The 25,343-nt window shown below is 64.3% G+C and carries 24 protein-coding genes; 13 read left to right on the top strand and 11 right to left on the bottom strand.

The annotated features are described in order from the left end of the window. Positions 1 to 84: 84 nt before the first annotated feature. Positions 85 to 1,287, bottom strand: a complete 1,203-nt coding sequence (locus tag SPR01S_RS07370) for a serine hydrolase domain-containing protein (protein WP_084251015.1) — start codon at positions 1,285 to 1,287, stop codon at positions 85 to 87. A gap of 140 nt (positions 1,288 to 1,427) precedes the next feature. On the opposite strand from SPR01S_RS07370, the gene SPR01S_RS07365 reads away from it, so the two are divergent. After that, a complete protein-coding gene (locus SPR01S_RS07365; protein WP_066587266.1) occupies positions 1,428 to 1,991 on the top strand; it encodes a DNA-3-methyladenine glycosylase I in 564 nt (187 codons plus the stop codon). On the opposite strand, the gene SPR01S_RS07360 is transcribed toward SPR01S_RS07365, so the two are convergent. Continuing rightward, complete coding sequence (locus SPR01S_RS07360; RefSeq protein WP_066587264.1) at positions 1,978 to 2,358, bottom strand: VOC family protein; 381 nt, start codon at positions 2,356 to 2,358, stop codon at positions 1,978 to 1,980. The genes SPR01S_RS07365 and SPR01S_RS07360 overlap by 14 nt on opposite strands. Positions 2,359 to 2,543: 185 nt before the next feature. Between SPR01S_RS07360 and SPR01S_RS07355 the strand changes: the two genes are divergently transcribed. Continuing rightward, on the top strand, positions 2,544 to 4,772 hold the full coding sequence (locus SPR01S_RS07355; protein WP_066587261.1) for a S9 family peptidase: 2,229 nt from the start codon (positions 2,544 to 2,546) through the stop codon (positions 4,770 to 4,772). A gap of 61 nt (positions 4,773 to 4,833) precedes the next feature. Here SPR01S_RS07355 and SPR01S_RS07350 read toward each other — a convergent pair whose 3' ends face one another. The 6 genes from SPR01S_RS07350 to SPR01S_RS07325 form a co-directional block, all read right to left on the bottom strand. Continuing rightward, on the bottom strand, positions 4,834 to 6,090 hold the full coding sequence (locus SPR01S_RS07350) for an N-succinylarginine dihydrolase (RefSeq protein ID WP_066587258.1): 1,257 nt from the start codon (positions 6,088 to 6,090) through the stop codon (positions 4,834 to 4,836). After that, positions 6,090 to 7,106 carry an arginine N-succinyltransferase gene (locus SPR01S_RS07345; protein ID WP_066587254.1) on the bottom strand — a complete coding sequence of 339 codons (1,017 nt, stop codon included), beginning with the start codon at positions 7,104 to 7,106 and terminating at the stop codon, positions 6,090 to 6,092. The genes SPR01S_RS07350 and SPR01S_RS07345 overlap by 1 nt, the downstream gene beginning before the upstream one ends. After that, on the bottom strand, positions 7,103 to 8,305 hold the full coding sequence (locus tag SPR01S_RS07340; RefSeq protein WP_066587249.1) for a hydrolase: 1,203 nt from the start codon (positions 8,303 to 8,305) through the stop codon (positions 7,103 to 7,105). Before SPR01S_RS07340 ends, SPR01S_RS07345 begins: the two co-directional genes overlap by 4 nt. 61 nt (positions 8,306 to 8,366) lie before the next feature. Next, positions 8,367 to 9,263, bottom strand: a complete 897-nt coding sequence (locus SPR01S_RS07335) for a DUF481 domain-containing protein (protein ID WP_066587245.1) — start codon at positions 9,261 to 9,263, stop codon at positions 8,367 to 8,369. A gap of 185 nt (positions 9,264 to 9,448) precedes the next feature. Beyond that, positions 9,449 to 9,940 carry an RNA pyrophosphohydrolase gene (locus SPR01S_RS07330; RefSeq protein ID WP_066587242.1) on the bottom strand — a complete coding sequence of 164 codons (492 nt, stop codon included), beginning with the start codon at positions 9,938 to 9,940 and terminating at the stop codon, positions 9,449 to 9,451. Then, positions 9,937 to 10,911 carry an alpha/beta hydrolase gene (locus tag SPR01S_RS07325; protein WP_066587239.1) on the bottom strand — a complete coding sequence of 325 codons (975 nt, stop codon included), beginning with the start codon at positions 10,909 to 10,911 and terminating at the stop codon, positions 9,937 to 9,939. Before SPR01S_RS07325 ends, SPR01S_RS07330 begins: the two co-directional genes overlap by 4 nt. 52 nt (positions 10,912 to 10,963) lie before the next feature. On the opposite strand from SPR01S_RS07325, the gene SPR01S_RS07320 reads away from it, so the two are divergent. From SPR01S_RS07320 to SPR01S_RS07295, 7 genes are all read left to right on the top strand, one after another. Continuing rightward, positions 10,964 to 11,917 (top strand): histone deacetylase family protein, encoded by a 954-nt coding sequence (locus SPR01S_RS07320; RefSeq protein WP_066587236.1) that lies wholly within the window; start codon positions 10,964 to 10,966, stop codon positions 11,915 to 11,917. A gap of 149 nt (positions 11,918 to 12,066) precedes the next feature. Continuing rightward, positions 12,067 to 13,935 (top strand): 2-oxoacid:acceptor oxidoreductase subunit alpha, encoded by a 1,869-nt coding sequence (locus SPR01S_RS07315; protein WP_066587234.1) that lies wholly within the window; start codon positions 12,067 to 12,069, stop codon positions 13,933 to 13,935. Then, positions 13,932 to 14,969 (top strand): 2-oxoacid:ferredoxin oxidoreductase subunit beta, encoded by a 1,038-nt coding sequence (locus SPR01S_RS07310; protein WP_066587231.1) that lies wholly within the window; start codon positions 13,932 to 13,934, stop codon positions 14,967 to 14,969. The genes SPR01S_RS07315 and SPR01S_RS07310 overlap by 4 nt, the downstream gene beginning before the upstream one ends. Then, on the top strand, positions 14,966 to 15,403 hold the full coding sequence (locus tag SPR01S_RS21485) for a hypothetical protein (RefSeq protein ID WP_157082035.1): 438 nt from the start codon (positions 14,966 to 14,968) through the stop codon (positions 15,401 to 15,403). The genes SPR01S_RS07310 and SPR01S_RS21485 overlap by 4 nt, the downstream gene beginning before the upstream one ends. A 49-nt stretch (positions 15,404 to 15,452) precedes the next feature. Then, positions 15,453 to 16,826 (top strand): cryptochrome/photolyase family protein, encoded by a 1,374-nt coding sequence (locus tag SPR01S_RS07305; protein ID WP_066587228.1) that lies wholly within the window; start codon positions 15,453 to 15,455, stop codon positions 16,824 to 16,826. A gap of 50 nt (positions 16,827 to 16,876) precedes the next feature. Next, the gene (locus tag SPR01S_RS07300; protein ID WP_066587225.1) at positions 16,877 to 18,103 is read left to right on the top strand and encodes an SAM-dependent methyltransferase; all 1,227 of its coding nucleotides are present in this window, start codon (positions 16,877 to 16,879) and stop codon (positions 18,101 to 18,103) included. Beyond that, the gene (locus SPR01S_RS07295) at positions 18,103 to 19,260 is read left to right on the top strand and encodes a serine hydrolase domain-containing protein (RefSeq protein ID WP_066587222.1); all 1,158 of its coding nucleotides are present in this window, start codon (positions 18,103 to 18,105) and stop codon (positions 19,258 to 19,260) included. Before SPR01S_RS07300 ends, SPR01S_RS07295 begins: the two co-directional genes overlap by 1 nt. 66 nt (positions 19,261 to 19,326) lie before the next feature. On the opposite strand, the gene SPR01S_RS07290 is transcribed toward SPR01S_RS07295, so the two are convergent. The 3 genes from SPR01S_RS07290 to purF all read right to left on the bottom strand — a co-directional run bounded on the left by SPR01S_RS07290 (position 19,327) and on the right by purF (position 21,880). Further along, complete coding sequence (locus SPR01S_RS07290) at positions 19,327 to 19,641, bottom strand: GIY-YIG nuclease family protein (RefSeq protein ID WP_157082033.1); 315 nt, start codon at positions 19,639 to 19,641, stop codon at positions 19,327 to 19,329. Between the two features lie 72 nt (positions 19,642 to 19,713). Next, entirely contained in the window at positions 19,714 to 20,421 is a 708-nt protein-coding gene (locus SPR01S_RS07285; protein WP_066587218.1) for an SDR family NAD(P)-dependent oxidoreductase, read from the bottom strand. A gap of 1 nt (position 20,422) precedes the next feature. After that, positions 20,423 to 21,880: an amidophosphoribosyltransferase gene (gene purF / locus SPR01S_RS07280; protein ID WP_066587216.1), complete on the bottom strand. Its 1,458-nt coding sequence runs from the start codon at positions 21,878 to 21,880 to the stop codon at positions 20,423 to 20,425. A gap of 142 nt (positions 21,881 to 22,022) precedes the next feature. Here purF and hisI point away from each other — a divergent pair, with 142 nt between their 5' ends. The 4 genes from hisI (at position 22,023) to SPR01S_RS07260 (ending at position 25,331) form a co-directional block, all read left to right on the top strand. Next, a complete protein-coding gene (gene hisI, locus SPR01S_RS07275) occupies positions 22,023 to 22,385 on the top strand; it encodes a phosphoribosyl-AMP cyclohydrolase (protein WP_066587214.1) in 363 nt (120 codons plus the stop codon). A 169-nt stretch (positions 22,386 to 22,554) separates the two neighbouring features. After that, the gene (locus tag SPR01S_RS07270) at positions 22,555 to 23,049 is read left to right on the top strand and encodes a hypothetical protein (protein ID WP_084251014.1); all 495 of its coding nucleotides are present in this window, start codon (positions 22,555 to 22,557) and stop codon (positions 23,047 to 23,049) included. Positions 23,050 to 23,097: 48 nt separating this feature from the next. Further along, positions 23,098 to 23,526 (top strand): MerR family transcriptional regulator, encoded by a 429-nt coding sequence (locus SPR01S_RS07265; RefSeq protein WP_066587209.1) that lies wholly within the window; start codon positions 23,098 to 23,100, stop codon positions 23,524 to 23,526. Positions 23,527 to 23,528: 2 nt separating this feature from the next. After that, complete coding sequence (locus SPR01S_RS07260) at positions 23,529 to 25,331, top strand: acyl-CoA dehydrogenase C-terminal domain-containing protein (RefSeq protein WP_066587206.1); 1,803 nt, start codon at positions 23,529 to 23,531, stop codon at positions 25,329 to 25,331. Positions 25,332 to 25,343 lie beyond the last annotated feature (12 nt).

Raw genomic sequence — 25,343 nt, 5'->3', positions numbered from 1 at the left:
CGGCGAGCGAGGGGCGGCCGCCTTGCGGGGCCCCTCCACCAAGCCGCTTCGCGCCTTGGTCCCCCTCCCCGTGCCGGGGAGGAATTAGCGCCGCACCACCGCCTTGCACAAATTATCCGTCGCCAGCGCGATCCGGGATTCCGGCATGTCGCGATTGCCAGGGTCGTTCTCCACCTCGCGCGTCTCGGTGTTGAAGGTCAGCAGGCTGCCCATATGCTGGTCCGGACAAAGGCTCAGATAGGCGCGGAAGCCGTTCTGGTCGCCATTGTGCCCGACAATGCGGATGCCGTCGGTCTGGTCGAGGAAGAAGGACAGCCCGCTCCAGGTCGTCTTCGCCATCCGGCCCTGGGTATAATCCTCGCCCGCCGAGATTTGCGGTTTCCACATCTCCTGGAGCGACCTGCGCTTGAGCACCACATCATATTCGGCCTGACGCGCGGGATCGCCGAGCAGGAACGCGACATATTTCGCCATGTCGGGCAGCGGCGCATTGAGCCCGCCGTTCGATACCGTCACGCCGGTATCGACATCGAACGGCGCCTCGACCCTTTTCCCGTTACGGATGTAATAACTGTGCGTCCGGTGCGGCAGCAGATAGGGCGGCGTGCGATCGAAATAGCTCGAAACCATGCCGAGCGGCCGGAGGATGTTCTTGTCGATATAGACTTCGAAATCCTCCCCCGAGAGCCGCTCGATCACCTGGCCGAGATAGACGATGCCGGGGTTGGAATAGCTGAACCGGCTGCCGGGTTTGGACTTCACCTCGGTATAGGGGATCATCGCCTTGAGCTGCTCCCAGCTCGGCGGCTCGAACGGCTGCCAGTCGCTGTCGCGCCAGCGCCAGGTCGCGCCTCCGAAGCCGGCACTATGGCTCATCAGCTGGCGGATGGTGATCGCGCCGGTATCGCCGAACGGATTGTGCACGCCGGCGAGCTCGGGGACGTAGCGGACGATCGGATCGTCGAGCTTGAGCAACCCGCGATCGCGCAACTGCATGATCGCGATCCCGGTCATGGTCTTGGTGATCGACGCCCAATGATAGATGGTCTGCGCGTCGACCGGCGTCTTGGTGTCGGCGTCCTGATCGCCGAGATGGTCGGCGACGGCGATCCGGCCATCGCGCACGACGTAAAAGCTGCTGCCGACGATACCAGCGCGTTTTACCTCGGCACGGTGCAGCGCGCGAAAGTCGGCCAGCGCCTTGTCGAACGGACGTTCCCCGGCCATTGCGGGGCTGGCGAGCTGCAAGGAAGCAAGCAGAAGGCAGGCGGTGGTCCAGCGGGGCATGACGATCCTCCTTGCTCCCTTGCGCAAAGTGAATGCCAATCCTGCTGGGCGTTTGCCCGTCGCGCAACGCAATTGGGTTGCGATCGGTATAGCTTGCGGGATCGCTCGCTAAGCGCCGCGCGGATCGCTATCGGACGGGCATGACCAATCGCTGTCCCTGGGCGGGTTCGGACCCGCAGATGCAAGCCTATCACGACATGGAATGGGGCGTGCCTGAGCGCGACGGACGCGCATTATGGGAGAAGCTGCAGCTCGACGGTTTCCAGGCCGGGCTCTCCTGGTCGACCATCCTCAAGAAGCGCGACGCGTTCCGCGAAGTGTTCGCGAGCTTCGAGCCGGAGACCGTCGCCAGGTTCGATGCGCCCGATGTCGAACGGCTGCTCGGCGACGCACGGATCATCCGCTCGCGCGCCAAGATCGAGGCGACGATCGGCAACGCGCGCGCTTATTTGGCGATGCACGATGCCGGCGAGGATTTCGCCGAATTCTGCTGGTCGTTCGTCGAGGACGAGCCGCTCAGGGGAGACGGCGTGCACGTGCCCGCCAAGACGCCGCTGTCCGAAGAAATTTCGACGCAACTCCGCAAGCGCGGCTTCAAATTCGTCGGCCCGGTGATCGTCTATGCCTGGATGCAGGCCTGCGGGCTGGTCGACGATCATTTGAACGGATGTTTCCGGCGGAGCGGTGGTCTCAGCTGTAGCTGACCAATTCGAATTCGGTGCCGTCGAAGTCGAAGAAGTAGAACCGTCGGCCGGGTTTGTAATCGCCATGGTTGAACGGCTCGAGCCCCGCGGCGATCACGCGGCGTTCGGCATCGTCGAGATCGTCGACGACGATGCCGATATGGTTGAGCGGACGACCCTTGCGAAAGGCGTCGTCGGCGGTGCCGGCGCCGTCCTTCGTATAAAATGCCAAGTAGAACCGATCGTCGCCGACATGGATCGATCGGCCGCCGCTGATCGCCGGGCCCTGCCAGCGGATGTGCCAGCCGAACAAATCGTGCATCAGCTTGGCGCTGCGTTCGGGATCGCGAACCGTGACGTTGACGTGCTCGATAAAGGTGCCGGGCATGGATCGTTCCTCGTATGAAGTGTCCGTGCCGGTGGAGATACTTCCTCAGCCATAGTTGAGGTCAAGGGGGAAAAGCCGGTGCCGCAAATGTCGCGTGTCCGCGGCCCTTTACGGAACGTTCCGCGCCCGCGATAAGCCCCGGCAACGCCCGCGTTCAGTCGGGTGCGCAGGGAGTCGCGAAGGACATGCGGACATGGTTGACCGGTGGAATGATCGGGCTGGTGGCGGTTCTCGCGATCGGAACGAGTGCCGTGGCTGCTGATGATGCGCAGCGGACGCTGACGCTCGATCGGGTGTTCGGCAGCCCCGATCTGTCGGGATCCCAGCCCCGCGCGATGAAGCTGTCGCCCGACGGCAAGCTATTGACCCTGCTCAAGCCGCGTGCCGACGAGAAAAGCCGTTTCGACCTATGGGCGCGCGACACCGCGACCGGCGAGGAACGGATGCTGGTCGATTCGAAGAAAGTCGGCACCGGCGCGGAATTGTCCGAAGCGGAAAAGATGCAGCGCGAACGCGCGCGGATCGCCGGCGACAAGGGCATCGTCGCCTACGATTGGGCGCCCGACGGCAAGTCGATCCTGGTTCCGCTCGACGGCGACCTCTACCTCGCCCATCTCGACGGCAAGGTCGAGCGGCTGACCAATACGCCGGGCGGCGAGCTCAACCCGGTGATCAGCCCGGCGGGCGGGTTCGTCAGCTTCGTGCGTGACCAGAATTTGTTCGTTCAGCCGCTCGCCGGCGGTGCCGCCAAGGCGCTGACCGCGGACGGCGGTGGCACCGTCCATTGGGGCGAGGCCGAATTCGTCGCGCAGGAGGAAATGGACCGCCGCACTGGCTATTGGTGGGCGCCTGGCGATCGACTGGTCGCGGTCGAACGGTTCGACGAGGCGCCGGTCGGTATCGTCACGCGTGCGGCGATCGGCGCCGAGGGCACCAAGGTGTTCGACCAGCGCTATCCGTCGGCCGGCACGCCCAACGTTCAGGTCCAGCTCTACGTCATCGACCCGGCGACCGGCGGCAAGGTCAAGGTCGACCTGGGCAGCGATCCCGACATCTACCTGACCCGCGTCGACTGGACGCCCGACGGCAAGACCTTGCTGGTCCAGCGCGAGAACCGCGCCCAGACCGAGCTCGACATGCTCGCCGTCGACCCGGCGACGGGCAAGGCGAGGACGTGGTTCAGCGAAAGGTCGGGACCCGACAGCTGGGTCAATCTCAGCGACAATTACCACGCGATGAAGGACGGCAGCCTGATCTGGTGGTCCGAGCGCGACGGTTTCGGACACCTATACCGGTTCGCCAAGGGCAAGTGGACGCAGCTGACCAAGGGGCCGTGGCAAGTCACCGATCTGGTCGGCGTCGACGAAGCGCGCGGACGGCTCTATTTCATGGCGAACAAGGACGACGTGCTCGAGCAGCAGCTCTACACGGTCGATATCGCCCATCCGAACGCCGTCACCCGGCTGACCGAACGCGGCTGGACCAACAAGGCGGTGATGGACAGCGCCGCAACGCGGCTGATCGTCACGCGATCCAATCCCAACCAGCCGCCGCAGACCTATCTCGCCGATACCGCGGGCAAGAAGCTTGGCTGGGTCAACGAGAATGCGGTGAAACCGGGGCATCCTTATTACCCCTATCTCGGCGCCCATCGGCAGCGCACGTTCGGCACGATCAAGGCGGCCGACGGCACCGACCTCTATTACGAAATGATCACGCCGCAGATGGAGCCGGGCGAGCGTTATCCGGTATTCTTCCAGCATTATGGCGGCCCGCACAGCCAGACCGTGACGCGCGGCTGGGAGAGCCCGCTCGAGCAGTTGATCGTCAGCAAGGGCTATATCTTCTTCCAGCTCGACAATCGCGGCTCGCCCAATCGCGGCAAGGCGTTCGAGGACAAGATCTATCGCGCGATGGGATCGATCGAGGTCCAGGACCAGCTAGCCGGCGCGAAGTGGCTCAAGCAGCAGGCCTATGTCGATCCCGATCGGATCGGCATCTATGGCTGGTCGTATGGCGGCTACATGACGCTCAAGATGCTGGAGGCCAATCCGGGCGTCTATGCTGGCGGTGTCGCGGGCGCGCCGGTGACCAAGTGGGAACTCTACGACACGCATTATACCGAGCGTTACATGGGCAACCCCAGGGCGGACGCCAAAGCCTATGCGACGTCGGACGCGATCGATGACGCTCCGAAGATCAGCGACCCGCTGCTGCTGGTGCACGGCATGTCGGACGATAATGTCGTGTTCGAGAATTCGACCGCGTTCGCCGCCAAGATGCAGGCGGCCAATCGTCCGTTCGAAATGATGTTCTATCCCGGCAAGACGCATGCCGCGGCGCGCGACATCCATGTCTGGACGACGATCTTCAATTATTTCGACCGCGTGGTGAAGAACCGGCCGGCGCGATAGCCGATCACGAACAATTTAGAGCGGCGTGTCCGATTGGGAAATCGGGCACGCCGCTCCAGCCTTACCGGTCGATCAACTCGATCAGGCCGAGAGTGTCGAGCAAGGCGCGACGCGCGGTACGGATGCGGTCGAGCAATGCCGGGTCGCCGATCTCGGCGATCGCGATCTCCTCGGGCCAATGTGCCTCGATAACTCCGGCGATCCGGTCTAGCTTCGCCTCGTCGACCAGGAAGCGTGGATCGACCGTCGCGGGGTCGCAGACCACACGCAGCCTGAGGCAGGCCGGGCCACCGCCGTTGCGCATCGATTGCCGGACGTCGACTACTTCGAGCCGCCGGATCGGCCCGTTGCCGGCGATCATCTCGCCCAGCCAGGACCAGACCGCGGCATTGCCACGCGCCTCGCCGGGCAGGATCAGCGCCATCGTGCCGTCGGGCAGCGTCACCAGCTGCGCGTTGAACAGATACGATTGGATGGCGTCGGCAAGGCTGACGCGATGCGCCGGTACCTCGACGATCTCGACCCAGGGCGCCTTCGCGGCGATGTCGGCATAGAGGGCGGCTTTATCCTCGAAGGCGAGTTCGTGCGCGAACAGCACGCGTTCATTTGCGACCGCGACGACGTCGTTGTGAAAGGCGCCCGCGGCGATTGCGTCGACCGATTGCTGGGCGAAGATGGTTCGCGCCGGATCGAGCCGGTGCGCGCGCGCGACCGCTTCCGAGGCTTCTCGGCGCTGGCGGGCGGGGAAGGGGCCACCGCTTTCGCCGTAAACGAAGATCTCGACGCCGGGCTCACCGTGGCGTTCGCACAGCCGCATATGGTTGGCAGCACCTTCGTCACCGAACGGGGCGGGGACGGGCGGATGCACCAGGAACGCCGGATCGGCAAAGGCGAGGCGGAGCTGCGCCAGCGTTTCTGGCCATTCGTGGCTGCGATGCGCCATCGTCACCAGATTGGCGACGGTCAGATGGCACAGGCCGTCGACCGCGTCGGGCGCTGGGGACACCGTCGCCGCATTCGCTGCCCACATAGGGGAGGCGGACAAGGCCTGCGCCTTCAGATGCGATGGCGCGGATGCGTAATCGGTCGCCAGAGCAGCGAGCCAGCGATCGTCGGGCCGGTCGTGCGGTGGCAAAAGGCCCTGGGTCAAACCGAGCCGGAGATTGGCCCGCATCTTCTCGACACCTTCGAGCGCCGCCTCGCGCGGGCGTGAGGTCAGTCCGGCATTGCCGGTCGCGGCCAGGTTGCCCAGGCTCAGGCCGGCATAATTATGGCTTGGACCGACCAGGCCATCGAAATTGATCTCGATCAGCGGCATCAGAAGCGGCCGACATGAGTGATGTCGTCGCCCTCGCCGACGCCGAGCGCTTCGGCTCCTGCGCGGTCGATCGCCACGCCCCCGCTCGCGGCGCGCAGCTGGACGAAGGCGCAGCGGAAGTCCGACAGATGACCGGCCGCCGCGAGCGCGCGTTCGCCGCCGTCATCCTCGATCGCGATCACCTTGCTCGTCACCGCTTCGGCAATGCTCCGCACCTTGTCGGTCCGTGCGGTCATGGTCGGGCCGCCATCGAAGATGTCGATATAATTCTCGAACGCGAAACCTTCATTTTCCAGCATCCGCATCGCCGCCCGGCCCGAGGGATGGGGCAGGCCGATGACGCTGCGCGCGCTCTCGGTCAGCATGGCGACGTAGATCGGGTGTTTGGGGAACAGGTCGGCGATGAACTGGTGGCCGTGAGTCGCATTGAAGCGGTCGGCATCCTGGAAGTTCATCCCGAAGAAGCGCCCCGCCAGGCCGTCCCAGAACGGCGATCCACCGGCCTCGTCGATGATCCCGCGCAATTCGGCAAGGATACGCTCCGCGAACCGCTCCCGGTGCATGGCGATAAACAGATAGCGGCTGCGCGCCAGCAGCATGCCGAGCCCGCCGGCGCGCTCGCCGGGATGAAGGAACAGCCCGCCGACTTCGCTGCAGCCCTCGAGATCGGTCGACAGCGTCAGCATCTCAGCCCGGAAGGTACGGTTGAGCTCCTCGCTCTTCTGCGACAGCGTGCCGATGCGATAGCTGTAAAAGGGATGCTGCTGGCCGACCTGGCTGAAGATCTGGCACGTGCCGCGAACCTCGCCGGTCTCCACATTTTCCAGCATCAACACGAAGACGTCGTCGCCCAGTGTGTCTTCGGCGCGGCCAAAAGCGGCGCTGCTCTGCGCGAGGCGGCGGCGGAGCGCGCGACGATCGGCTGGCAGGTTGGTGAAGCCGCCGCCGGTCAGCTTCGCCATCTCATAGAGATGATCGAGATCCTCGTCGTTCGCGGCACGGATACGGAAATTCACAATCCCCCCTTTTCGGCGATGCGCATGATGGTGAGCGCGGACAAGGCCGCGCGTTCGGGCAGGCTGTCGACCAGCAGGAACTCATCGGCCGAGTGGATCGCGCCGCCGCGGGCGCCCATCGTGTCGACCACGGGTACTCCCGCCGCGGCAATGTTGTTGCCGTCGCACACGCCGCCGGTCGCTTTCCAGCCGATCGCGAGGCCGAGCCCGGCGCCGACCTGCTTGACCAGATCGAACAATTTGCCGGCGCCGGCGTCGATCGGCTTGGGCGGTCGGTTGAAGCTGCCATGCGCTTCGATCCGGACGTCGCGCGCAGTGGCAACCGCGGCGACCGCGTCGTCGATCGCGGCCTGCGCGCGGGCGATCGCCTGGGGCGAGGATGGCCGGAAATTGATCCGCAGGATGGCCAGGTCGGGAACGACATTGTTGGGGCCGCCGCCCTCGATCCGCGCGGGATTTACCGCGAGCCCTTCCTCCTTCGCCGCGAACAGGCGCACCGCGAGATCGCTCGCCGCGACGATCGCATTGCGGCCGTCATCGGGATTGCGTCCGGCATGCGCGCTCTTGCCATGGACGACGAGCGAGAAATTACCCGTGCCGCCGCGTGCGCCGGCCAATGTGCCGTCGGCCAAAGCGGGTTCGTAGGTCAGCGCCGCGACCTTACCGCGCGCCAGGTCGGCGATCAGTGCCGACGATGAGAAAGACCCGGTCTCCTCGTCCGAATTTATCATCACGTCATAGCCGATCCGACTCGCCAGCGGCGACGCCTCGACCGACTTCAACGCCGCAAGCAGCAATGCCAGCCCGCCCTTCATGTCGGCGACGCCGGGACCGTTGAGCGTGTTGTGATCGAGGAAACTTTGTTCCTGGAACGGATGATCGGCCGGATAGACCGTGTCCATATGGCCGGTGAACAGCATCCTGACCGGCGCATCGGGTCGTACGCGGACGACGAGATGCTGGCCATGATCGAGTGCGCTGACATGGCCATCCGGTGCGACGCTGGTGGCAGGCGCAGGGTCGACCAACTCGACCTTTCCGGGCAGCGCGGAAAAGGCATCAGCCAGCGTCGCCGCCATCGCCTTCAGGCCCGCGAGGTTACGCGTCCCGCTGTTGATCGCGGCCCAAGCGCGGGTGTGCTCGAGCATCGGCTCGTCGCGCACGCGCTCGAGGATCGCCGCCTCTATCGTCTCCGTCATGCCACCGCTCTAGGCGGTCGCGATCGATTGGTGAAGCCGTGACCCGAAAGCCGGCAAGGGATCAGAAAGCGTAGACTAATCCGGCTCGGCTGATCTGGTCGGTCGTCACGCGGCCTTCGGGCGGCATGCTTTCATACTGGACGTTGTAGGACAGCTGGGCGGAAAGCGGGCCGAGTACCTTGGCGTTGAGCGCGGTCGTGCCGGTGACCGTGGAATTGTAGCGCTCGACATAGGCCGAAGCGTTCTGGGTCAATTGCAGGCCGCGCGAGAGCTTCCAGGCGAAATCCACGCTGCCGCGCGCGGCGATACTGCGTTCGTCCCCGCCATCGGTGAAACTGGTGGCCCGATAGGCGGGCCCCAGTTCGAGATCGAGCTTCACCTTGTCGCTCTTCAGCGCGCTATAGCCGGCGCCGACCGACGCCGAATATCGTTGTGTATAGCCGAGAAAGCGATCGCTTTCGAACAAGCCGGAGCCGTAAATGTACGATCGGTCGTCGATCTTCCAGTTGGGCTCATAGGAAGCGAGATAATGTTCGCGTGAGGTCACTCCCAGGCTGCGTTGGTAATCGGCCTGGAATTTGAGTTTCTGACGCCAGTCGAGCCCCTCGCGGGTGAGAGACAATGCGCCTGATAGGCCCTCAGTGTCGCTGTTACCGGTCGAAATATATCCGCTCAGTTCCGCGCGTCCCGACCATAAATCGAAGAAGCTGGCATCTTGCAGCTTGTGTATCTTTTCGTCGCTGCGCCTCTTCTTCCAGTCGTCGACCAGCTTGGCGATCGCTTCCTTGCTGTCGGGAGCGGCCGTGCCGGCATATTTCATGATCGTCGCCACGTCGCCTTCGTTGCCCGATGCGAGTGCCGCGTCGAGCATCGTCTTGATCTGCGGTGGGATCGACGCGGGATCGGCATTGGCGAGCAACATCGGCGCTGCCGCAACGAGAAGCAGGGGGAGGCGCATGACCCGCCACATAGTACAGCTGTCCTGCCATTGAAATCGGAGTCGCGACGAGCGGTTCATGCAATCGTATGCGCAACGTTTCCTGGCGCGCGATATGGGCGGAATGCCGGAAGCGCTGCCATGGCGCCGATCGAATCGCTGCATCGTAACCGCGGCACAATGCCGGGGTTACGGCGCAGAGACGGTTAGCGCAGAAGATGGGCCGAAAACGCCGCGATCACGTCTTCGTAGAGTTTCCGCTTGAACGGCACGATCAGCGCGGGAAGTTCATAGGGGTCGACCCAGCGCCAGGTGCTGAACTCGGGATGTGCAGTCGCCAGGTTGATGTCCAGATCCTCGCCCAGGAAACGATAGAGGAACCAAGTCTGGCGCTGGCCGCGCCATTTGCCCCTCCAAACCTTGCCGATCAGATCGTCGGGCAAATCGTAATAGAATTCGCCAGGCGCCTGAGCGATCAACTCGACCTTGTCATGGCCCACCCCAATTTCCTCGCCGAGTTCGCGGACGGCGGCCTGGCCTGCGCTTTCGCCGGGGTCGATCCCGCCCTGCGGCATTTGCCAGGCTTCCATCGTCGTATCGATACGCTGGCCCGCGAACGCGAAACCGTCGCGATTGAGGAGCATGACCCCGGCGCAGGGCCGATAGGGCAGATCGGTCTTGGCCGGGGCGTCGCTCATGCCGCCGCCTGTGCCATCGCGCGATCGCCTTCGGCCTCTACGATGATATCTTTGAGCGCCGCGAACGCGCCCATCACGTCGCCTACGCTCGACGGGATCGCTTTCCGCAGCGTGATGAAGCCGTGGATATTGCCCTTGGCCTCGCGAAACACCACCGGCACGCCGGCTAGCGCCAGTGCGGCTGCATAGGCGCGACCCTGGTCGCGGATCGGGTCGAGACCGCCGGTCACCACCACCGCCGGCGGCATGCCGGCAAGATCGCCGAGCAGCGGCGAGCTGCGGATATGGTCGGCTTCGCTCTTATACGCCGCCATGAACCATTCCATGCTGTCGCGGGTCAGCAGATAGCCCTCGGCGAATTCGGCATAGGACGGATATTCCTTGCTGGCGTCGGTCGCCGGATAGAAAGGCAATTGCGCGATCACCGGTACCTTGGCGGGCTGGTCGCGCAGCGCGGCGGCGGTGACAATGACCAGGTTGCCGCCGGCGCTGTCGCCGCACAGCACCAACGAAGTCACCGAGCGGCCCAGTTCGACGGGACTGTTGGCGACCCAGCGCGCGGCGGCTTCGCAATCGTCCGGCGCGGCGGGCCAGGGGAATTCGGGAGCGAGGCGATAATCGACCGCGATCACCGGCAAGTCCAGCACGCGCGCCATTTCGGCGGTGAAGCTGCCATGGCTCTCGAGGTCGCCGATCACGAATCCGCCGCCGTGAAAGAAAACGATTGCGGGGCCGGGTTCGCGGCTGGCGCGCGGATCGTAGAGGCGTGCGGGAATATTGCCGCCCGGGCCGGGGATGGAAAGGTCGAGCAGCGTGCCGAGCTCGCCCACCGGCGGATCGCCGACATCCTTCATCGCGACATACATCTGGCGCGCGGTCGGCGCGTCGAGTTCGTGCATCTTGGGACCGGGCAAATTGTTGAGGAAATCGAGAAATCCGCGGACGTCGGGGCGGACGAAGGGCTCGGTCATTCGGATAATCCTCTCGCTGGTGTCTGGCAATTTAGGTCTTAAGTTAAAACTTATGATCGCGGTCGTCCATCACCCTGACTATGTCGCACCAGGGCAACCCAAATCCGGCTATCAATGGAACAAGAACGGCGCGATCCGCGACTTGCTCCGCGAGGCCGGCGATTCGATCGCGTGGTTCGAGCCGGAAATGATGCCGCGCCGATGGTTGGAAGCCGCGCACGACCCGGATTACGTCGCCGAAGTGATCGAGGCACGAGTGCCGCGCGAGAAGGAGCGACGGATCGGTTTTCCAATCAACGCTACGGTCGCCAACCGGGCGCAGATCGTTCCCGGGGGCACCTATTTGGCGGCGCGGCTCGCGCTCGATCGCGGATTTGCCGCCAATAGCGCGGGCGGCAGCCATCATGCGCTCGCCCATACCGGTGCGGGCTATTGCGTGTTCAACGACCTCGCCATCGCGGCGATCCGTCTCGCGGAGGAGGGGCGCCGCGTCTTGATCGTCGATTGCGACGTACATCAGGGCGACGGCACTGCGGCGTTGACCGCCGGTCACCCGGCAATCGCAACCTATTCGATCCATGCCGAGAAGAACTTCCCGGCGCGCAAGGCGCGCTCGACGCTCGACGTGGCACTGCCGGATGGGCTGGGCGACGACGCCTATCTCGCCGCGTTGGAAGAGACGCTCGCGCCGCTGCTCGACGCGGAGCGGCCCGACCTGATCCTCTATCAGGCGGGAGTCGATCCGTTCGGCGGCGATCGGCTGGGCCGGCTCGATCTGAGCGACGACGGTCTGGCACGCCGCGAGCAACTGGTCGCTCGACTGGCGATCGAGCGAGGCCTTCCGCTCGCAAGCACGGTCGGCGGCGGCTATGGCGACGATGTTCTGGCGATCGCGCGACGTCATGTCGCGGCGATCCTGACACTGGGTGCGGTCTTCGAGGATCAGGCTTTCGAACAGCGTCAGGCGGCGTCCGCGGCCGCCGGGTCGAACGGGCCGCGGGTCTGACGTTTCGAGCCCGGCCGCGTAATCGCGCACTTTCGTTTCGCCGGTATGGCAAAGAACGGTTTTCACGGGGATGTAATGTATCTACGTTGGCTCCAGGGGGTTCCGCGCTTAGAGAGACCCCGAACACGACCGCAGGATTTAGTGCTGACATGGCGACCGCCGTCCACGAAGTGACGCCCACCGAGGCGTCGGCAAACCCACAAGCAGAATCGATCGTCGTCCGTTTCGCCGGAGATTCCGGCGACGGCATGCAGCTGACCGGGGGACAGTTCACTTTGTCCACCGCGCTCGCCGGCAACGATTTGTCGACCTTTCCCGACTTTCCCGCCGAAATCCGCGCCCCGCTGGGCACGCTGTTCGGCGTGTCGGCGTTCCAGATCAATTTCGGGTCGACCTCGATCGAGACCGCTGGCGATGCGCTCGACGTGCTGGTCGCGATGAACCCGGCGGCGCTCAAGACCAATGTCAACGAGCTCAAGCCCGGCGGGCTGATCATCGCCGACACCGGCGAATTCACCGAGCGCAACCTCGCCAAGGCGAAGTACGAGTCGAACCCGATCGAGGATGGCAGCCTGGCCAAGTGGCAGGTGCTGGCGTTCGACATCTCCGCGCTGACCGTTGCGGCGGTCAAGCCCTTCGGGCTGGGCAACAAGGAAGCTCTGCGCTGCAAGAACATGTGGACGCTGGGCTTGGCGCTCTGGATGTTCGACCGTGACCGCCAGCCGCTGATCGACTGGCTCAAGGCCAAGTTCGCCAAGGCGCCGGCACTGGCGGAGGCCAATATCGCCGCGCTCAACGCCGGCCATGCTTATGGCGAGACCGCCGAACTCTCGGGTCCGCTCAAGCAGCACCATGTCCCGGCGGCGGCGGCCGAGCCGGGTCTGTACCGTACCGTTACCGGCGCCGAAGCCGTCTCGATGGGACTGGTCGCGGGTGCGCAACTCGCCGATCTGCCGATGTTCTTCGGCGGCTATCCGATCACGCCGGCCTCCGCGATCCTGCATCATCTGTCGCGGCTCAAGGAATATGGCGTCACGACCTTCCAGGCGGAGGACGAGATCGCCGCGGTCGCGAGCGCGATCGGCGCTTCCTATGCCGGTCAGCTCGGCGTCACTTCGTCGTCGGGCCCCGGCATCGCGCTGAAGGGCGAGGCGATCGGCCTCGCGATCATGACCGAGCTGCCCTTGGTGATCGTCAACTCGCAGCGTGGCGGGCCGTCGACTGGCCTCCCGACCAAGACCGAGCAGTCCGATCTTTATCAGGCCGTTTATGGCCGCAACGGCGACGCGCCGATGCCGGTCGTCGCCGCGCGTTCGCCCGCCGACGCGTTCGAGGTCGCGATCGAGGCTTGCCGCATCGCCACCCAGTACATGACTCCGGTGATGCTGCTGACCGACGGCTATATCGCCAACGCGGCCGAGCCGTGGAAGGTGCCCGAGGTCAGCGATTACGCTCCGTTTCCGGTGACCTTCCTGGACAAGGCACCCGAAAGCGGTTTCCTGCCCTATGCCCGAGACGACAAGCTCGCGCGCCCCTGGGTCAAGCCGGGCACGCCGGGCCTGCTCCACCGCATCGGCGGGATCGAGAAGAAGCAGGGCGCGGGGAATATCGATTACTCGCCCGCCAACCACCAGGAAATGACCGACACCCGCAAGGCGAAGGTCGACGGGATCAAGGTGCCCGACCAGGCCATCGAGATCGGCAATCCCGGCGGCAAGCTGGCGGTAGTCGGCTGGGGTTCGACCTTCGGCCCGATCCATCAGGCGGTGAAGCGGGCGAGGCGCAAGGGGCTCGATGTCAGCCACATCCACCTCCGCCACATCTGGCCGATGCCGGCGAATCTGGGTGACTTGCTGAAGGGTTACGAGAAGATCCTCGTACCGGAAATGAACACTGGGCAACTCAAGACGGTGCTGCGCGATCAATATCTGGTCGACGCCAAGCCGCTCAATAAAGTGTCGGGCCAGCCCTTCCGCATCGCGGAGATCGAGGCGGCGATCGAAGGAATCCTCGCATGAACGACATGACGCCACCGGTAGCGAAAAGCTTGCCCAAGGACTGGGAAACCGACCAGGAAGTGCGTTGGTGCCCGGGCTGCGGCGACTATGCGATCCTGAAGGCGGTGCAGCGGACCATGCCCGAGATCGGCGCGCGGCCCGAAAACACCGTGTTTGTCAGCGGCATCGGCTGCTCGTCGCGCTTTCCCTATTACATGGAGACCTATGGCTTCCATACGATTCATGGCCGCGCGCCGGCGGTGGCGACGGGGGTCAAGCTCGCCAATCCCGATCTCGACGTGTGGATCATCACCGGCGACGGCGACGCGCTGTCGATCGGCGGCAACCACACGATGCACTTGTTGCGGCGTAACTTGAATTGCCAGATCCTGTTGTTCAACAACGAGATATACGGGCTGACCAAGGGGCAATATTCGCCGACCAGCCGCGAGGGCACGCGGTCGCCGTCGACTCCGTTTGGCTCCGTCGATCATCCGGCCAAGCCGTGTGCCTTCGCGCTCGGATCGGGCGCGCGGTTCGTTGCGCGCGGCATCGACGTCCACAAGAACCTGCCCGCCGTGCTCAAGGCGGCATATGCCCATCAAGGCGCGGGGTTCGTCGAGATCTTCCAGAACTGCATCGTCTATAATGACGACGTGTTCGCGGCCTTCACCGAGAAGGCCAATGCTCCCGGGCATCAGCTTTGGGTCGAGCACGGCCAGCCATTGCTGTTCGCGAACGGCACCAAGGGGCTGACGATGGACACCGACCGGCTGGTGCTGAAGGTCGTCGACGTGGTCGATGGCGACTGGCAGAGCGCCGGTGTCGCGATTCATGACCAGACCAACCGCGGGCTTGCGCATATGCTGGTCGAAATGCCGTTCGGGGCGTTTCCGATGGCGCTGGGCGTGATCTACGACGATCCCGCCCCGACATTCGACAGCGCGGTCATCGCGCAGAACAAGCAGGTGAGCGAAGGCAAGAAACCCGACCTGCAGAAACTGCTGAGCCAGGGGCAGACCTGGCAGGTCGAGAAAGAGCCACGGGCAGAGTGACACGGACGCTTGCGATCGCGCTATTGGGCGCCCTTCCCTCGGTCGCTTTTGCGCAGACGGAGAAAGTCGACATTACTCCCGTGCAATCGACCGCGGGCGTTTCGGTCGTTATAGCTCGGCCGGCGTCGAAAACGCCGGTTGCAGACGCTCGTGGCGCCTATGCGTTCGTCAACGCCCGATCGGTGGCAGGTGCGCCACTGTCGGGTAATATCGACGTGACTCTTCCTTCGCCTCCTAAAGGTGGTGACGGACCGGTGATCATGTTGATCGTTGCCTCGCCTTCCGGCTCGCTGACCGCGAAGCAGGTCATTGTTGCGAAAAAAGGGCGTGTCGCTTGTGCGCCGATTGATTGGTTTGCAGAGAATGGTCTGTCGACAGGGCCCGGAGCGATTATCACATTCCCGCCCAAGGATATTTGCTTTCCTACCGAGTGATGCCGTGATGTCGCTTGGAACCCGCCGGATAGAAGCGGTGTAGATGGGAATGGGTAGCCCAACTCTCCTCTGGCTTCGCCAGGACCTTCGCCTGGCGGATCAGCCAGCCCTGGCGGCTGCGTTGCATGAGGGGCCGGTTATCCCGGTCTATGTCCTCGATGACGAAACACCCAAGCATCGCCGGATGGGGGCCGCCTCGCGCTGGTGGCTGCATCACAGTCTGGTTGCGCTCGACAAGGACCTGCGCGCCAAAGGGTCGCGGGTGATCCTGCGGCGCGGCAAGTGCGATGAAGAATTGGTCAAGGTCGCGGAAGAGGTCGGCGCCGGTACCGTCCATGCCATCCGTCATTACGAGCCATGGTGGCGCAATGCCGAGCGCGCGGTGGCGAAGCGGATCGAGCTTGTGTGCCATGACGGCAATTATCTTGCGCCACCCGGGTCGATCACGACCGGTGGGGGCGCGCCGTACAAAACCTATACCCCGTTCTGGCGGGCGCTGCGCGACGTCATGCCGCCGCCGCGTCCGCTGAACCGGCCAAGTGAGATCGCCGCCCCGTCGTCCTGGCCGAAGAGCGACGCGCTGGCCGATTGGGGGTTACTGCCGACCAATCCCGACTGGGCGGCCGGCTTCGGCAGGGAATGGGTGCCCGGCGAAGCGGGCGCGCACCGAAGAGTCGACGATTTCGTCGATGAGGTCGATCGCTACGACGACACCCGCAACCTGCCGTCGATCGAGGGCAGTTCGCGCCTGTCGCCACATCTTCATTTCGGCGAGGTCTCGCCTGGCTATGTCTGGCACCGAATGGCGGGAAAGGGCGGGTCGTCGTCGGTCTTCCTGAGCGAACTCGCCTGGCGCGATTACGCACAGAACGTCATCCTGCAATTGCCTGATTATGGTGCCAAAAACGGCCGTGAGCGGTTCGACGACCTTCCTTGGCGCTCGGGCAAGGCTTCGCAAGACGACCTGCGGGCGTGGCAGCGCGGTGAGACGGGTTATCCGATCGTCGATGCCGGCATGCGCCAGCTCTGGGCGACCGGGTGGATGCACAATCGCGTGCGGATGATCGCTGCGTCGTTCCTGATCAAGCACCTGCTGATCGATTGGCGCGAAGGGGAGCAATGGTTCTGGGACACGCTGGTCGATGTCGATTACGGTAATAACAGCGTCAATTGGCAATGGGTCGCCGGCACCGGGATCGATGCCAATATGTGGGGCCGGATCATGGCACCGCTGACTCAGTCGGAGAAGTTCGACGCAGGCGACTATATTCGGCAATGGGTACCCGAACTCGCCCACATCCCCGATCCCGCGATCCACGATCCCGAGCAGGCGGGATGCCGGCCGTCGGGTTATCCCGCCAAGCTGATCGGTCATCGCGAAGCGCGCGAGCGGGCCCTGACCGCGGCCAAAATGGTGCGATAACTTACCCAAATCACTTGGCGAAACGTCTGCGACATGCTTTGAGGAAAGGCATGGATGCGCCTACGAGCGATAGGGGGCAGCGCAGCCGCGGAGGACCGTTCGCGCCGATCGGGCGACGGCTGTTGGCGCGCATCGACAAGTGCCTCGATCAGGGGGCAATTACCGTCTCGTTACCGGAGAGCGGCGCGCCGATGCGGCTTGGCGGCCGCGCGCCCGGGCCCGAGGCAATCGTCATCCTCAACACCTGGCGGGCCTTGTGGCGGCTGGCGACCGCAGGCTCGGCTGGCTGGTACGAGGCTTGGGCGGCGGGCGAATGGGAAAGCCCGGATCCGGTGGCGCTGTTCGAGCTCTTCTCGCTCAACCGGCACAGTCTCGCAGGCACGGGCCGAGCGCAGGGCGTGTCTCGGCTGTTGCGCCGCTTGTGGCACAAGGCGCGCCGCAACGATCGCGCCGGTGCGCGGCGCAACATCCACGACCATTATGATCTGGGCAACGAATTCTACGAATTGTGGCTCGATCCGACGATGACCTATTCGAGCGCGATGTTCGACGTGCCGGGCCAAAGCCTGGAAGGCGCCCAACACGTCAAGCTCAAGGCCATTCTCGATCGCACTGCGACCAAGCCCGGCGATCATATCCTCGAAATCGGCTGCGGCTGGGGCTCGTTCGCGGAGACCGCGGCGAAGGCGGGGATCGCCGTCCATGGCATCACGCTGTCGACCGAGCAGAAGGCCTATGCCGAGGCACGAATGGCGCGGCAGGGGCTCGACGGGGTCGAGATCGAGCTGATCGATTATCGTGACGTCACCGGGACGTTCGATGGCGTAGCCAGCATCGAGATGGTCGAGGCCGTCGGCGAGGAATACTGGCCGGATTATCTTGCCGCGATCGCCCGCGTGCTCAAGGCCGGCGGGCGCGCCGCGATCCAGTATATCGCGATCGATGACGCGATGTTCGAGGGCTATGCGCGCAACGTGGACTTCATCCAGCGCTACGTGTTCCCAGGCGGCATGCTGCTGTCGGAGAGCCGCTTCCAGGCGCTGGCGGAGAAAGTCGGGTTGGCGTGGCGCGATCGGCACGCTTTCCGGCTGGACTATGCCGAGACGCTTAAGCGCTGGCGCGAAGCGTTCGATGCGGTCGTCGCAGCGGGCAAATTACCGGACAGGTTCGATAAACATTTCATCGGCTTGTGGCGCTTTTATTTGATGTACTGTGAGGGCGGATTCCGCGGCGGCGGGATCGATGTCGCGCAGGTGACCTTGATCAAGGAGGGGTGATGAAAGGTTTTGGTCTGCTTGCCGCATTCGCACTGGCGGGGGTGGCGTCGGCGCAATCGGTCATCGCCACGCCCGACAATAGCGCGAAGCTTCGCCAGGTCGGCGCCGAGGTGTTGTTCTGGAGCCAGCCGCAGCGCGACCAGAATTTCCGCGAGATGGAAAAGATCTTCCCTGGCCATGTCGTCAAGGCTGGGGCCAAGGTCCGCCCGCTCCCCAACGGCAAACCGCTCCCGATAGCGGAGACCGACGTCAAAGCGGGCCTGGCCGACCTGAACATCGCCGGGCTGATCGTGGTGCAGGATGGGAAGGTCCGGCTCGAACGCTATGGGCTCGGCTACGGCGCTGATGGACGCTGGACCAGCTTCTCGGTCGCCAAGTCGTTCACCTCGACCCTGGTCGGCGCGGCGATCCGTGACGGGTATATCAAGTCGATCGACGATCCGGTGACGCGATACATCCCGGATCTCGCCGGCGGCGGGTATGACGGCGTGACGGTGCGCCAGCTGCTGACGATGACGTCGGGCGTGAAGTGGAACGAGGATTATACTGATCCCAAGTCCGACGTGGCCCGGATGTTCTCCGACCCAGTACCGGCGGGGCAGGACCCGACCGTCTGGTACATGAAGAAGCTTCCCCGCGAGAGCACGCCCGGTACGAAATGGGTCTACAAGACCGGCGAGACCAACCTGATCGGTGTGCTGGTCGAGCGCGCGACCAAGAAGAGCCTGGCCGACTATCTGACCGAGAAGGTGTGGAAGCCCTGGGGAATGGAGCGCGACGCGTTCTGGATGACCAACCCGGCGGGAAGCGAGGTCAGCGGATGCTGCCTGTCGGTGAGCTTGCGCGATTATGCCCGGATGGGGATGTTCGCGCTGTCGGGTGGCAAGGGCGTGGTGCCCGACGGCTGGTTCGCCAGCGCGACCACCAACCAGGTGCCGATCCCCAAGGACGAAGGCGGCTTCGGCTATGGCTATCAGTGGTGGACGATGCCCGGCGGCCGCTTCGCCGCGCTCGGTATTTTCGGCCAGAGCATCATGGTCGATCCGGCGAAGAAGCTGGTTGTCGTCATGTCGGGATCGTGGCCGACCGCGACGGCCGAGAAGCTGTCGGCGGAGCGAGCCGAATTCTGGAAGAAGATCGAGGCGGCGGCGGAATAGGGACTGTCAACTCCGCACGACTACATCGTCACCCCGGCCTTGTGCCGGGGTCTGCCGGGCAGCACGTCACGGTGCCAGAGGCGGAAGGCCGAGACCCACCGCAAGGTCATTCCAAGTCGGATTGAGCTCTTCAATTAGATTGTATTTGTATTCGCGAGGCCAGCGTTTGATCTGCTTTTCGCGCGTGATGACGGCCTCCATCGTATCTCCGGTCATATACCAGACAAGTCGATAGACGCCGTACCTTTTGGTAAAGCCGCCGAATGTACCCTCACGGTGCTGGATGATTCGACCTACTAGATTGGACGTAACCCCAGTGAAGAGCGTGCTGTGATACGCCTTGGCCAGAAGATAGACGCAAGGTGTTCGTTCGATCTCCACGCCATAGTCTGCCGCCCGGCAGACCCCGGCACAAGGCCGGAGTGACGGAGTAGGGAGGCTAGGGTTCGAGCCTCAGCCCATCCGCTCGACATGCCCCGACGCGACATCGCTAGCGACCAACTCGACGATCTTGTCCGCCACTAGTTCCGGCGGCTTGACGCTGGCGGGATCTTCACCCGGATATGCCCGCTCGCGCATCGCGGTGCGCGTGGCGCCGGGGTCGAGCAGGGCGACGCGGATGTTGCTGATGCCCTCGACTTCCTCGCCATAGGCCTGGATCAATGTCTCGAACGCTGCCTTTGACGCGCCGTACGCGCCCCAGAAGGCACGCGGCTGGCGACCGACCTTGGATGTGACACCGACTACCCGCGCGCGCGCCGATTTGCGTAACGCCGAATCGAACGCGGCGATCAGCGCTTGTTGCGCGCTGACGTTGAGCGTCATGACCTTGGCGAATTCCTTGGGATCGATCGCCTGTACTGCGGACAGCGAACCGAGCGTCGCCGCGTTGAGCACCAGAATGTCGAGCGTTCCCCAGCGTTCCGCGACCGCACTGGCCAATCGCGCGATGCTGTCGGTTTCGATCAGATCGAGCGGCGCGATGGTCGCGGTGCCGCCCGTGGCGTGGATCGCTTCCTCGACCTGCTCGAGTGCGCCGGCGGTGCGCGCGGTCAGGATGACATGCGCGCCTTCTGCCGCGAGCGCCTTTGCCGTGGCGGCGCCGATCCCACGGCTCGCGCCGGTCACCAGCGCAAGCTGGCCCTCAAATCTTTTCGTCATGTTATTCCGCGGCTTCGGGGTGGAGGGCGAGTTGCTCGTCCATATGCGCGTCGCTGTAATCGGTCAGCACCGTCGGATAATCGCCGGTGAAGCAAGCGTCACAATATTTGGGGGCGGGCCCGTTGCGCCCCGCTTCGCCCAGCGCCTTGTACAGGCCGTCGATCGACACGAACGCTAGGCTGTCGGCATGGATGAAGTCGGTCATGCCCGGGACCGAATAGCGCGACGCGAGCAGCTTCTCGCGCTCGGGCGTATCGACGCCGTAGAAGCAGGAATGCGTGGTCGGCGGGGAAGCGATGCGCATATGCACTTCGCGCGCCCCAGCTTCGCGCATCATCTCGACGATCTTGAGACTGGTCGTGCCGCGGACGATCGAATCGTCGACCAGGATGATCGACTTGTCCTTGATCAGCGCGCGATTGGCATTGTGCTTGAGCTTCACGCCCAGGCGACGGACCTCGGCGCCCGGCTGGATGAAGGTGCGGCCGACATAATGCGAGCGGATGATGCCCAGCTCGAACGGGATACCCGATTGCTGGGCATAGCCGATTGCGGCAGGCACGCCCGAATCGGGCACCGGAATGACCAGATCGGCCTCGACCGGCGATTCGATCGCGAGCTGCGCGCCGATCGCCTTTCGGACCGAATAGACCGACTGGTCGCCGGCGATCGAATCGGGCCGCGAGAAATAGACCCATTCGAAGATGCACGGTCGCGGCGCGGTCTGGCCGAACGGGCGCAGCGAGCGCAGCTTGCCGTCCTCGACGATGATCAGCTCGCCCGGCTCGACCGAGCGGACGAATTCTGCCCCGACCACGTCGAGCGCGACGGTTTCTGACGCGAAGATGACCGAGTCGCCCAATTTGCCCATCACCAGGGGCCGGATGCCGAGCGGATCGCGGCACGCCATCATGCCGGTCGGGGTCAGCACGATCAGCGAATAGGCGCCTTCCACCCGGCGCAGCGCATCGACGAACTTGTCGAGCGGATCGCGATAGGAGCTGGTCGCGACCAGATGGATGATGACTTCGGTATCGCTGGTCGACTGGAAGATCGCGCCGCGCTGGACGAGATCGTTGCGCAGACGGAAAGCGTTGGAGATATTGCCGTTATGCGCGACCGCGAACCCGCCGGTGGCAAGTTCGGCATAGAGCGGCTGGACATTCCGGAGCGCGGTCTCACCGGTGGTCGAGTAGCGGACATGGCCGCAAGCGGTCTGCCCGCGCAGCCCGCCCATGATCTCGTCTTTGTCGAAATTGCCGGCGACATGGCCCATCGCGCGGTGGCTGTGGAAATGCTTGCCGTCCCAACTGGTGATGCCGGCGGCTTCCTGTCCGCGATGCTGGAGGGCGTGCAGCCCCAGCGCCACCAGCGCCGCGGCGCCGTCCGCACCGGACACACCGAAAATGCCGCACTCCTCGCGGAGTTTGTCGTCGTCAAAAGGATTCGTGGTCAGCATGGTGTCCGTACTCAGTGCGGACCCTGCGATCCGTGCTGCTGTGGCGCTCGGCCATATAGTGACGCCTGCCGGGTTTGTCGCGTATTTGTCATACGCCTTGTGCCGATTTTGTCGGATCGCGGTGCCGCGCTAGGGGAGGGGCATGACCGACTCGCGTGAAACCGGGCTGACGCTCGATCCGAAATGGGGTGCCGACGGGCTGATCACGGCAGTGGTCACAGACGGCGATTCGGGTGAAGTGCTGATGCTCGCGCACATGAACGCGGAAGCGCTGGCGGCAACGGTCGAAAGCGGAGACGCGGTGTTCTGGTCGCGCAGCCGCGCGGAATTGTGGCGTAAGGGCGCGACGTCGGGGAATGTCATGCGCGTGCGCGACATCAGGATCGATTGCGATCAGGATGCGGTGTGGCTGATCGTCGATCCTGCGGGCCCGGCGTGCCATACCGGTGAGCGGTCGTGCTTCTATCGGCGAGTGATGAAGAACGGACTGGCTCGAATTGGGTGAGATGGTCTGGGTGGTGTGGAAGTCCGTCTTATCGTTCTTCACGCTCCCCCGGCGAAGGCCGGGGCCCAGTTTCGTGGCGTCTGAGCCTGCGAGTTGTCCTTCCCAACTTAGTGGGCCGATGCTGGGCCCCGGCCTTTGCCGGGGAAGCATATTATGGGCCCGGGTTGGGATGTTGACAGTGTTGTCGAACTTGGCCGGCTGCCATGGCGGCCAGCCCGCCCCGCAAGCGACCTCAACTCCGACCAGCCTCGAAGCCGCAGCGATCGAAGCCGGTGTGATCTCCGATCCCGCCAATACCGACCCGACCGGCCTCTATACACGCGACCGCGACCGCATCTGCGTGGTGCCGAGCGCGACCGCGTTTCGGATCGGCATCTCTGTAGATTATGGCGACACCTATCATTGCAGCGCGCAAGGCGAGGCGACCCGCGCCGGCGAGGATCTGCATGTCGAGCTCACCGACACCCCAGGCTGCAATTTCGACGCGAGGTTCGAGGGCGACCGGATCGTTTTCCCCGGCCGTTTGCCCGACGCCTGCCAGAAAGCCTGTTCCTCGCGTGGTTCGCTAGCCGGGCTCAGCGCGGAACGGATGAGCGATTCGCCGTCGGAGGCGAGCGCGTTGCGTGACGGCAGAGGTAGGATGCTCTGCGCGTCGGCCAAATGAGCGCACGACCCCTTTGACGTTAACGTCAAGTACGCGTAAAAAGGTGCCATGTCCTGGGTTCCGTCCTACGCCCCGATCGCGCCGCTCCATGACCGGCACAGCTTTTCCATTTCCGACCTGTCCACCGAATTTGGCGTCACGGCGCGGGCGCTGCGTTTCTATGAGGATGAGGGGCTGATCTCGCCGGAACGGCGCGGCACGCAACGGATCTATTCGCATCGCGACCGCGCACGGCTCGCCTGGATCCTGCGCGGCAAGCGCGTCGGCTTTTCGCTGACCGAGATTCGCGAGCTGATCGACCTGTACGATGTCGGCGACGACCGCCGCACCCAGCGCGAGCGGACGATCGATCGTTGCAAGGAGCGCGTCGGCCTTCTTCACCAGCAAAAGCGCGACATCGACGCCGCCATCGCAGAACTCAACGATTTCATCGCGTTGCTCGAGCAAGGCTCGCGCGCCGATCACCAGAAGGACTGACCATGCCGCAATACACGCCCCCGGTGCGCGACACGCGCTTTGTGCTCGATCATGTGCTCGGGATCGAGCGCTACGCCAATTTGCCGGGCTTCGAGAATGCGACACCCGAGACGGTCGATGCCGTGCTCGAAGAAGGCGGAAAGTTCGTCGCCGAAGTCTTGTTCCCGCTCAACCAATCCGGCGACCTGGAGGGCTGTACGCGCCACGACGACGGCAGCGTGACGACGCCCAAGGGGTTCAAGGAAGCTTATCTGCAGTTCGTCGAATCGGGCTGGGGCACGCTCAGCGCGCCGGCGGCGTTCGGCGGACAGGAAATGCCGCACGTCGTCTCGACCGCGTTTCAGGAATTCATGATCTCTGCCAACATGGCGTTCGCCATGTATCCTGGCCTTACCCACGGCGCGATCGCCGCTTTACTGGTCAAGGGCAGCCCCGAGCAGCAGCAGCTCTACGTGCCCAAGATGGTGTCGGGCGAGTGGGGCGGCACGATGAACCTGACCGAGCCGCAATGCGGTACCGACCTGGGCCTCATCCGTACCAAGGCCGAGCCACAGGCCGACGGCTCTTATGCGATCACCGGCACCAAGATTTTCATCTCGGCCGGCGAGCACGATTTGACCAGCAACATCATCCATCTGGTGCTGGCCAAGACTCCCGGCGCGCCCGACAGCTCGAAAGGCATTTCGCTGTTCGTCGTGCCCAAGATCCTCGTCAACGCGGACGGATCGCTCGGCGAGCGCAATGCGGTCAGCTGCGGGTCGATCGAACACAAGATGGGCATCCACGGCAATTCGACCTGCGTGATGAATTACGATGGTGCCAAGGGCTGGCTGGTCGGCGAGGAGATGAAGGGCCTGGCCGCGATGTTCATCATGATGAACGCCGCGCGGCTCGGCGTGGGACTGCAGGGCCTGGCCGTCGCCGAAACCGCCTATCAGAACGCCGTTCAATACGCCCATGATCGCCGTCAGGGCCGGGCACTGACCGGGCCGGCCGAACCGAACGAGAAGGCGGATACGCTGTTCGTTCATCCCGACGTGCGCCGCATGCTGATGGACGCCAAGGCAATGACCGAGGGATTGCGCGCGCTCTGCCTGTGGGGTGCGCTCCAGGTCGACCTCGAGCATGCCGCCGCGAGCGAGGAGGAAAGGCAGCTCGCCGCCGATCTGGTCGGGCTGCTGACTCCGGTGATCAAGGGCTATGGCACCGACAAGGGCTACGACATCGCGACCAATGCGCAGCAGGTCTATGGCGGACACGGCTATATCCGCGAATGGGGCATGGAGCAGTATGTCCGCGATGCCCGTATCTCGATGATCTATGAAGGCACCAACGGCGTCCAGGCGATGGACCTGGTCGGCCGCAAGCTCGCCGCCAATGGCGGGCGCGCGGTGCAGACGCTGTTCAAGGTGGTCGGCGAGGAAGTGGCCGCCGCGAAGGGCGATCCGGCAACGGCCGATTTTGCCGCGCGGCTGGAAAAGGCCAATGGCGAATTGCAGGCCGCGACCATGTGGTTCCTGCAAAACGGCATGACCAATCCCAACAATGTCGGCGCAGGCGCGCACAGCTACATGCACTTAATGGGCATCGTCGCGGTCGGTCTGATGTGGTTGCGGATGGCCGCCGCGGCGGCGAAGCTGAAGGCGGCGGGTGAAGGCGATGTCGCGTTCCTCGACGCGAAGCTGACCACCGCGCGTTACTATGCAGAACGCATCATGCCCGACGCAGGAGCATTGCGCCGCAAGATCGAAAGCGGGGCGGAAGCGCTGATGGCCCTGCCGCCGGAGATGTTCGCGGCCGCCTGACGTCGATCGATA

Origin of the sequence: Sphingomonas pruni NBRC 15498 (assembly GCF_001598455.1) — a bacterium.
GTDB lineage: Bacteria > Pseudomonadota > Alphaproteobacteria > Sphingomonadales > Sphingomonadaceae > Sphingomonas > Sphingomonas pruni.
This window is presented reverse-complemented; position numbering and strand designations above follow the sequence as displayed.

Coding starts and splice junctions, on each gene's coding strand:
- SPR01S_RS07370 (WP_084251015.1), bottom strand. CDS start 1,287: ATGCCCCGCTGGACCACCGCCTGCCTTCTGCTTGCTTCCTTGCAGCTC.
- SPR01S_RS07365 (WP_066587266.1), top strand. CDS start 1,428: ATGACCAATCGCTGTCCCTGGGCGGGTTCGGACCCGCAGATGCAAGCC.
- SPR01S_RS07360 (WP_066587264.1), bottom strand. CDS start 2,358: ATGCCCGGCACCTTTATCGAGCACGTCAACGTCACGGTTCGCGATCCC.
- SPR01S_RS07355 (WP_066587261.1), top strand. CDS start 2,544: ATGCGGACATGGTTGACCGGTGGAATGATCGGGCTGGTGGCGGTTCTC.
- SPR01S_RS07350 (WP_066587258.1), bottom strand. CDS start 6,090: ATGCCGCTGATCGAGATCAATTTCGATGGCCTGGTCGGTCCAAGCCAT.
- SPR01S_RS07340 (WP_066587249.1), bottom strand. CDS start 8,305: ATGACGGAGACGATAGAGGCGGCGATCCTCGAGCGCGTGCGCGACGAG.
- SPR01S_RS07335 (WP_066587245.1), bottom strand. CDS start 9,263: ATGCGCCTCCCCCTGCTTCTCGTTGCGGCAGCGCCGATGTTGCTCGCC.
- SPR01S_RS07330 (WP_066587242.1), bottom strand. CDS start 9,940: ATGAGCGACGCCCCGGCCAAGACCGATCTGCCCTATCGGCCCTGCGCC.
- SPR01S_RS07325 (WP_066587239.1), bottom strand. CDS start 10,911: ATGACCGAGCCCTTCGTCCGCCCCGACGTCCGCGGATTTCTCGATTTC.
- SPR01S_RS07320 (WP_066587236.1), top strand. CDS start 10,964: ATGATCGCGGTCGTCCATCACCCTGACTATGTCGCACCAGGGCAACCC.
- SPR01S_RS07315 (WP_066587234.1), top strand. CDS start 12,067: ATGGCGACCGCCGTCCACGAAGTGACGCCCACCGAGGCGTCGGCAAAC.
- SPR01S_RS07310 (WP_066587231.1), top strand. CDS start 13,932: ATGAACGACATGACGCCACCGGTAGCGAAAAGCTTGCCCAAGGACTGG.
- SPR01S_RS07305 (WP_066587228.1), top strand. CDS start 15,453: ATGGGTAGCCCAACTCTCCTCTGGCTTCGCCAGGACCTTCGCCTGGCG.
- SPR01S_RS07300 (WP_066587225.1), top strand. CDS start 16,877: ATGGATGCGCCTACGAGCGATAGGGGGCAGCGCAGCCGCGGAGGACCG.
- SPR01S_RS07295 (WP_066587222.1), top strand. CDS start 18,103: ATGAAAGGTTTTGGTCTGCTTGCCGCATTCGCACTGGCGGGGGTGGCG.
- SPR01S_RS07285 (WP_066587218.1), bottom strand. CDS start 20,421: ATGACGAAAAGATTTGAGGGCCAGCTTGCGCTGGTGACCGGCGCGAGC.
- purF (WP_066587216.1), bottom strand. CDS start 21,880: ATGCTGACCACGAATCCTTTTGACGACGACAAACTCCGCGAGGAGTGC.
- hisI (WP_066587214.1), top strand. CDS start 22,023: ATGACCGACTCGCGTGAAACCGGGCTGACGCTCGATCCGAAATGGGGT.
- SPR01S_RS07270 (WP_084251014.1), top strand. CDS start 22,555: ATGTTGACAGTGTTGTCGAACTTGGCCGGCTGCCATGGCGGCCAGCCC.
- SPR01S_RS07265 (WP_066587209.1), top strand. CDS start 23,098: ATGTCCTGGGTTCCGTCCTACGCCCCGATCGCGCCGCTCCATGACCGG.
- SPR01S_RS07260 (WP_066587206.1), top strand. CDS start 23,529: ATGCCGCAATACACGCCCCCGGTGCGCGACACGCGCTTTGTGCTCGAT.